Here is a 7,401-nt window from a genome sequence, read left to right as displayed (position 1 = left end):
AATGAATCCTGAGACACAGCTGGCCAACCCAACCGGCGGGTAACTGCAGCAGGCAGCTATTGAAGTGGCCAGCATCACAAAATTCTCGCTACTAAATCAGGAGCTACTCGCGCAATATCCACAAGGGCTAGCTGCCAATCTCATTCATAAATCAGGCAAAGTCCGCGTCCAACACCACCCGGTAGCGTGCGTTGCCGCTGCGCAGGTGGTCTAGCGCATCGTTGACCTTGGACATGGGGAAATGCTCCACCTGGGGCGCGATTCCGTGGCGGGCGCAAAACTCCATCATCTTCATCAGCGTGACGGGCGATGGCGTGGGGGATGCCGAGATGCTGCGCTGCCACGACAACAGGCCGCCCGTGCGCACTTTCATCGCCTCGGTCACTACGCCCACCATGTGCATACGACCCTTGGGGGCCAGCGTGCCGATGAGCGCATCCCACTCCAAGCTGGCGCCAACGGTGACCAACAAAAAGTCCAGCTTGCCGGCGTAGGCCTTGAGCTCTTTCACATCCACGCTGGACACGGTGCGGTGCGCACCCAAGGCCAAAGCTTCGTTGCGCTTGGAGGCGCTAGAGGTAAACGCGGTCACATCGCAACCCCAGGCCTTGGCAAACTTCACTGCCAAGTGGCCCAGGCCGCCAATGCCGACCACGCCGACGCGGTCGGTGGGTTTGATGTCGTGAATCACGAAAGGCAAAAACGCCGTGCCACCACCACACATGAGCGGGCCGGCAGACGCTGCATCCAGCCCTGCGGGCAGGGGCAGCGCCCAGCTCCAGTGGGCGCGCAAGCGGTCGGCAAATCCGCCATGGCGGCCGATGATGGTGGGCTGGCGCGTGCCGCACAGGTTTTGCTCGCCACCCATACAAAAGTTGCAGTGTTGGCAGCTACCGCTGTGCCAGCCAATGCCGACGCGCTGGCCCACGCTGCGGCCCTTGGCGTTGGCGCCTAATGCGACGATGGTGCCGACTACCTCATGGCCCGGTACCAAGGGGTAGCTGGCGGGGAACCATTCGCTGTCCACCATGGCCAGGTCAGAGTGGCACACGCCGCAGTACTCCACGGCAATTTCGACGTCTTCGTCGCCCAGCGTGCCGGGGTCAAAGTCCAGGCGCTCCAAGGGGGCGCCGCTGCGCTGGGCGGCCCAACCGCGAAATGTTGTCATGGGAATCCTTCGTCCAAAAAACCGATCAATGCGGGCAGGGTACAACGAAGCGCGCCACGGGCCCAGCCCCGCTGTAACCCACGGGACTGGGCACCAAGCCGGTGCGAACGGGCGGATAATCGCCCCGCACTTTGCTGCCCCTCCCATTCGACCAACCTGACCAAGAACCCACCATGCACCGTGTCGCCATCAGCAGTACCGGCCTGTTTACGCCGCCCGACGTCATCACCAACGCGGAGCTGGTGGCCTCGTACAACCAATACGCGGCGCTGCAAAACGCCCAGTTCGCGGACGAGATTGCTGCGGGTACGCGCACCGCGCTGGTCGACTCCAGCGTGGAGTTCATTGAGAAAGCATCCGGCATTCAGCGCCGCTATGTGATGGAGAAAACCGGCGTACTGGACCCGACCCGCATGCGCCCGCATTTCACCCCGCGCGCGGACAACGAGTTGTCACTGATGGCAGAGATTGCGGTAAAGGCCGCGCAGGCAGCACTGGACGCAGCTGGCAAAACGGCCGCCGATGTGGATGGAGTGTTGTGCGCCGCGGCCAATATGCAGCGGCCTTACCCGGCCATGGCGGTGGAGATACAAACGGCGCTAGGCGTGAACGGCTATGGGTTTGACATGAACGTGGCTTGCTCGTCGGCCACGTTTGCGTTGGAGCAGGCTTACAACGCGATACGCTGCGGCAGCGCCCGCGCGGTGTTGGTGGTGAACCCCGAGATCACTTCGGCCCACCAGGCGTGGATTGACCGAGACTGCCATTTCATTTTTGGCGATGTGTGTACCGCCATCTTGGTGGAGCGGCTGGACTTGGCGCCAGCCGGTGCCTTCGAGATTTTGGGTACCAAGCTGCTGAGCACGTTCAGCAACAACATCCGCAACAACAACGGCTTTATGTCGCGCGCCGAAGACCGCAACCCGGACGACCGCGACCAGCTGTTTCGCCAAGAGGGCCGCAAGGTTTTCAAAGAGGTGTGCCCCATGGCCGCAGAGCACATGGAGCAACATCTGGACAGCTTGGGTTACACGCCGCAAAACATGCGCCGCTTTTGGTTGCACCAAGCCAACCTGGGCATGAACCAGTTGATTGCCAAAAAACTACTGGGCCGCGACGCCACGCTGGATGACGCGCCAGTGATCCTGGACGAGTTTGCCAACACCGCGTCGGCCGGCTCCATCATCGCCTTCCACCGCCACCAGGCCGATATTCAGCCGGGTGAGATGGGGGTGATTTGCTCGTTTGGTGCAGGCTACTCGATTGGCAGTGTGGTCGTCCAGCGCCTGCACTGAAAAGGACAAGCGCTGGCGTGGCCCTCGGCCTCTGGTTACGCCAACGGACGTTTGAGGCGGATCTCTTCGATCTTGACGTTGCCAATCGGCACGGTCTTGGCGGTGTTCATTTCGCGCTTGAAACCGGCCAGCTCGTGGAAGCGCATGGCGCGCTCGTTGGCGATAGGGACCCAGATGCTGACGTGGCTGCAGCCCTCGTCTTGCAGGCCTTCGCGGGCGGCGTCCCACAGGGCGAGGCCCACGCCCTTGTCCAAGTGGCTGGAAGCCACATAAATGGCCCACAACTCGCCCATGGTGGGCGGGGTGCCTTTGTCGCGCGAGCGGTCAAAGCCTACAAAACCAATGATCTTGTCGTCGTCCAAGGCAACCAACACTTGGGGCTCAGCGTATTCAATCGCTTCGCGCCAGTAAGCCTGGCGTTTTTCTAGCGGTTCGGCCGGAACGTGGGTGTCGGCCAACATGCTTTTGAAGGCTTCGCGCATGGACGCGTTGTGGAGTTCTGCGATGGCTTTGGCATCGCGCAGGGTAGCGGGGCGAACCTTGAAGGTGGTCGTACTGGACATGTCTAAACGCAAACTCACGCAAAATGGAAAAAAGAGCGTGATTGTCGCAGCATTCGTGAAAACCCTGCCCTGGGTCGCTCTGATCGCCCCAATTTGGCCCGCCAACCATGTCCATAACTCCCGCAGCGCCCCCCTCGCTGACCGCAAGCCGACACCACATCACCGTGCTTCCAGGGCAGTACGCGGTTGCTGCGGGGCCAGACACGACCGTGCTTCAAGCCGCGCTGAGCGCGGGTGTGGAGCTGCCCAGCTCGTGCCGCAACGGCACCTGCCGCACTTGTATGTGCCAAATAAAAACTGGCCAAGTGCACTACCGCATCGCCTGGCCCGGGCTCAGCGCCGAAGAAAAGGCCGAGGGCTGGTGCCTGCCCTGCGTGGCCTATTCCAGCACCGATTTGGTGATCCTGCAGCCCCAAGCGCTCAAACTCCGCGTCACCTAGGGTGAACACCATTGCCCCTACCCGTGGGGCCAAGAAGAATGGCCCTTCCACTGGATGCCACGGGAAAGGTTTGCATGCCGACTGCCACCATCACTGTCCAAGCCGACGATTTGCCGCTGCAATGCCTGTACCGCTGGGAGAAGGAACGCGCGTCGCAGGTCTACCTCACCCAGCCCATGGGCGGCGGCGTGGTGCAAAACATCAGCTGGGCCGAGGCCGCGCAGCAAGTACGCGCCATGGCGGCCTGGCTGCAGACCCAAGGCTGGCCGGTCGGCAGCCGTGTGGCGATCATTGGCAAGAACAGTGCGCACTGGATACTGGCGGACTTGGCCATTTTGATGGCGGGCCATGTGTCCGTCCCCATCTACCCGACCTTCAACGCCCAGGCGTTGGCCTACATCTTGAAGCACAGCGAAGCGCGGGCTTTGTTTGTGGGCAAGATGGACGACACCGCCAACTTAGAACACGGCACCCCGCCTGAGCTGCCCTTGATTGCCCTGCCGCTGGCGCCGAAATTACCCGGACACCAATGGGCCCGATTGGCAGAGCACACCCCGCCGCTGACCGGCCAACCGGTGCGGCCCGCCAACCAGGTCAGCACCATCATTTACACCTCGGGTACCACGGGCCAGCCCAAGGGCGTGGTGCACAGCTTTGCCAGCATGGCTTGGGGCGTGAGCAGCGCCACGCAGCGCGTGCCCATGGACAGCAACGACCGCTACATCTCCTACCTGCCGCTGGCCCATGTGGCCGAGCGCATGCTGATTGAACAGGCCTCGCTGCGCTATGGCGGGCGCATCTTCTTTGCCGAGTCTTTGGATACGTTTTTGCAAGACTTGCAGCGCGCCCGGCCGACCATCTTCTTCTCGGTGCCGCGGCTGTGGGTGAAATTTCAGCAGGGCGTACACAGCAAGATGCCGCCCGCCAAGCTGCGCCGTTTACTGGGTCTGCCGCTGATTGGCACGCTGGTGCGTCGCAAAATTTTGAAAGGGCTGGGGTTGGACCAATGCCGACTCGCAGCCGGGGGCGCCGCGCCCATGCCTGCGGATGTGTTGCAGTGGTACCGCGACCTGGGCTTGGACCTGATCGAGGTCTACGGCATGACGGAAAACAGCGGCATATCCCACTCCACCCTGCCGGGTTCACGGCAAACCGGTTCAGTCGGCCTGCCGTATGAAGGCGTTGAAAGCCGCGTCGATTCGGAATCTGGCGAAATCTTGATGCGCTGCCCTGCGCTGATGCAGGGCTACTACCGCGAGCCCGACCAAACCACAGCAGTATTCACCGACGATGGTTGGCTGCGCACGGGTGACAAGGGCCACATCGACGCAGACGGTTTTCTCAGCATCACCGGCCGTGTCAAAGACCTGTTCAAAACCAGCAAGGGCAAATACATTGCGCCCGCCCCGATCGAAGACCGGCTGGTTCTGCACCCCGACATTGAGGCCTGCTGCGTCACCGGGGCGAACCTGGCGCAGCCGCTGGCCGTGGTCATGCTCTCGCCCGACGCCGCAGCCCGAAGCCAAACCCCAGAAGGCCGCTCGACCATCAGCGCATCACTGCGGCAGCACCTGCAAGTGGTCAACGCCACACTGGAGCCGCACGAAAAGCTGGATTGCCTGGCCACGGTCACTACGGCCTGGACGCCAGAAAATGGCTTTGTCACGCCCACCCTCAAGGTCAAGCGCGGGCGAATTGACGAGGTATTTGCGCCCCACTTTGCCAGCTGGCTGGCACCGCAAGAGCCCGTGGTCTGGGCCGACCACTAATGCCCTGAAAGGCCCGCCCCAGCTGCGGCCTGCGGTAAGCTCGCGCCATGTTGGCACCCTGGTTCGCACTTTCAGTTTTCAGGTCACGCAGTCGGTTGCTTGGCGTGTTCAGGAACCGATGTACCGGGCCCGCCTTGGCACTTCTGGCGGCCCTGGCGGGCGGGCCCGCCTTGGCGGCCGACTCCGCCATGGCCGAGCGCACCCAAGCCTGCACAGCCTGCCACGGCCCCCAGGGCCGGGCCGGGCCCGACGGCTACTACCCGCGTCTGGCGGGTAAGCCCGCAGGTTACCTCTACAACCAGCTGCGTAACTTTAAGGACGGCCGGCGCCACTACACGCTGATGGAAGGCCTGCTGGCGCCACTCAGTGACGACTACTTGCGCGAGATGGCCGCCTATTTCTCCAGCCTGACGCCGCCTTACCCCCGCCCTCTGCCCAGCGCGGCCAACCCCGCCGAACTGGCCCGTGGGCGTACGCTGGCTCTGCGTGGCGACGCCGCGCTGCAATTGCCCGCCTGCGTTCAATGCCACGGCGAAAAACTGACTGGCGTGCTGCCTGCCACCCCGGGCTTGCTGGGCTTGCCACGCGACTACCTCAACGCCCAGTTGGGCGGCTGGCAAACCGGCCAGCGCCATGCCCAAGCACCCGACTGCATGGCCGCCATTGCCCGCCGACTAACCCCGCAGGATGTGAACGCGGTGGCTCTCTGGCTAGCAGCCCAGCCGGTGCCTAACCCAGCGAACGCCGCCGACAGCCGACAGCCACGCACCACGGGGCAGTTGCCCCTGCCCCTTTGCGGTAGCGCGCCATGACAACGCCCACGCCCAGCCCGCCCTTGCGCAAGCCACTGCGCCTCCCGCTGCTGGCGCTGCTACTGCTGTTGGCATTGGGGGCAACCGCCATGGCTTGGTGGTGGTTGTGGATTCCCGCGCAGCCTTCGGGCGCGCTTGGCATGGAGGAAACCGCACTAGCCAAGCCGGTGGCGCCCAACGTGCTGGCGCAAGGCGCCTACTTGGCGCGCCTGGGCAATTGCGCCCAGTGCCACACAACCTCTGGCGGCGCAGCGTATGCCGGTGGCAGCGGGATTGCCACACCGTTCGGCACTGTCTACGGTGGCAACCTGACGCCCGACCCCCAAACCGGTTTGGGCCTGTGGACTGCTGACGATTTTTGGCGCGCCCTGCACCATGGCCAGTCGCGGGATGGACGGGTGCTGATCCCCGCGTTTCCGTACACCAGCTTCACCCACTTGGCGCGCGAAGACAGCGACGCGCTGTATGCCTACCTGCAGAGCCTCCCCGCTGTGCACCAGGCGCCGCCCACCCAAGGCCTCTCATGGCCGTATGGCTCTCGCTGGGCGCTCAAGGTCTGGCAGGCCGTCAATTTCACACCAGCGCCTGCCTTGGCGAATGCACCGGCGATGTCCATGTCGGTGGAGCGTGGTCGCTATCTGGTGCAAGGCCTAGGCCACTGCAACGAATGCCATGGCGGGCGCAACCTGTGGGGCGCGCCGGCCGAGAAACACAATTTGACAGGCGCCGTCATGCCCGGCCTGCCTTGGTATGCACCACCGCTGCAAGGCACCATTGCGGGCAAGCTCCCGGCGCTAGAGGGCTGGACGGCCGAGGACATGGCCCAGTTTTTGACCCACGGGCGCAATGAATTGGCGGTCGCCAGCGGCCCAATGGCCGAGGTGGTGCACCACAGCAGCCAGTACTTGCGCGAGCCAGATGCCCAAGCCATGGCCCAGTACCTGATCAGCCTGCAAACGCCCGCCACCGCCGCAAACCGCCCCAACCCGGGCAGCACCGCCACCCCCATCAACACCCAAACGGTGGGCTCGCGCGTCTACGAAGCCCAGTGCGCGCAATGCCATGGCAAACAAGGCGAAGGCAAGGCCAACGCCTTCCCCGCCCTGGCGGGAAACCGGGCAGTCACCATGGACAATACGAACAACTTGATTCTGATGGTGCTCTACGGTGGCTTTGGCCCGTCGACAGCGGGCGTTCCGCAGCCGCACGGTATGCCACCTTTTGTACTGGCGCTGAACAATGCCGACATCGCGGCGGTACTCAGCCACCTGCGGTCGGCCTGGGGCAACCGGGCCGCACCGGTCACCGAGTTTGATGTCAACACCATCCGCAACCTTCATTCCCCTGGCTAAAC

At 63.6% G+C, this 7,401-nt stretch carries 7 protein-coding genes; 5 read left to right on the top strand and 2 right to left on the bottom strand.

Annotated elements, in window-relative coordinates:
- Positions 1-151: 151 nt before the first annotated feature.
- Positions 152-1,168, bottom strand: a complete 1,017-nt coding sequence (gene ahr, locus U5O12_RS04900; RefSeq protein ID WP_322577557.1) for an NADPH-dependent aldehyde reductase Ahr — start codon at positions 1,166-1,168, stop codon at positions 152-154.
- Positions 1,169-1,341: 173 nt separating this feature from the next.
- On the opposite strand from ahr, the gene U5O12_RS04895 reads away from it, so the two are divergent.
- Entirely contained in the window at positions 1,342-2,463 is a 1,122-nt protein-coding gene (locus U5O12_RS04895; protein WP_322577556.1) for a beta-ketoacyl-ACP synthase III, read from the top strand.
- 35 nt (positions 2,464-2,498) lie between these two features.
- Here the strand turns inward: U5O12_RS04895 and U5O12_RS04890 are convergent, their stop codons facing one another.
- Entirely contained in the window at positions 2,499-3,026 is a 528-nt protein-coding gene (locus U5O12_RS04890; protein ID WP_322577555.1) for a GNAT family N-acetyltransferase, read from the bottom strand.
- A 107-nt stretch (positions 3,027-3,133) separates the two neighbouring features.
- Between U5O12_RS04890 and U5O12_RS04885 the strand changes: the two genes are divergently transcribed.
- The 4 genes from U5O12_RS04885 to U5O12_RS04870 all read left to right on the top strand — a co-directional run bounded on the left by U5O12_RS04885 (position 3,134) and on the right by U5O12_RS04870 (position 7,399).
- Positions 3,134-3,466, top strand: a complete 333-nt coding sequence (locus tag U5O12_RS04885; protein ID WP_322577554.1) for a 2Fe-2S iron-sulfur cluster-binding protein — start codon at positions 3,134-3,136, stop codon at positions 3,464-3,466.
- Between the two features lie 74 nt (positions 3,467-3,540).
- Complete coding sequence (locus U5O12_RS04880) at positions 3,541-5,235, top strand: AMP-binding protein (protein ID WP_322577553.1); 1,695 nt, start codon at positions 3,541-3,543, stop codon at positions 5,233-5,235.
- A 134-nt stretch (positions 5,236-5,369) separates the two neighbouring features.
- Positions 5,370-6,047 carry a c-type cytochrome gene (locus tag U5O12_RS04875; protein WP_416221449.1) on the top strand — a complete coding sequence of 226 codons (678 nt, stop codon included), beginning with the start codon at positions 5,370-5,372 and terminating at the stop codon, positions 6,045-6,047.
- Positions 6,044-7,399: a c-type cytochrome gene (locus U5O12_RS04870; protein WP_322577552.1), complete on the top strand. Its 1,356-nt coding sequence runs from the start codon at positions 6,044-6,046 to the stop codon at positions 7,397-7,399. Before U5O12_RS04875 ends, U5O12_RS04870 begins: the two co-directional genes overlap by 4 nt.
- Positions 7,400-7,401 lie beyond the last annotated feature (2 nt).

Origin of the sequence: Rhodoferax sp. (assembly GCF_034519335.1) — a bacterium.
GTDB lineage: Bacteria > Pseudomonadota > Gammaproteobacteria > Burkholderiales > Burkholderiaceae_C > Allorhodoferax.
The sequence above is the reverse complement of the archived record's forward strand: the minus strand, read 5'-3'. Positions and strand labels throughout refer to the sequence as shown.

Excerpts from the sequence above, each read along its gene's own strand:
- ahr (WP_322577557.1), bottom strand. The coding sequence starts at position 1,168 with ATGACAACATTTCGCGGTTGGGCCGCCCAGCGCAGCGGCGCCCCCTTG.
- U5O12_RS04895 (WP_322577556.1), top strand. The coding sequence starts at position 1,342 with ATGCACCGTGTCGCCATCAGCAGTACCGGCCTGTTTACGCCGCCCGAC.
- U5O12_RS04890 (WP_322577555.1), bottom strand. The coding sequence starts at position 3,026 with ATGTCCAGTACGACCACCTTCAAGGTTCGCCCCGCTACCCTGCGCGAT.
- U5O12_RS04885 (WP_322577554.1), top strand. The coding sequence starts at position 3,134 with ATGTCCATAACTCCCGCAGCGCCCCCCTCGCTGACCGCAAGCCGACAC.
- U5O12_RS04880 (WP_322577553.1), top strand. The coding sequence starts at position 3,541 with ATGCCGACTGCCACCATCACTGTCCAAGCCGACGATTTGCCGCTGCAA.
- U5O12_RS04870 (WP_322577552.1), top strand. The coding sequence starts at position 6,044 with ATGACAACGCCCACGCCCAGCCCGCCCTTGCGCAAGCCACTGCGCCTC.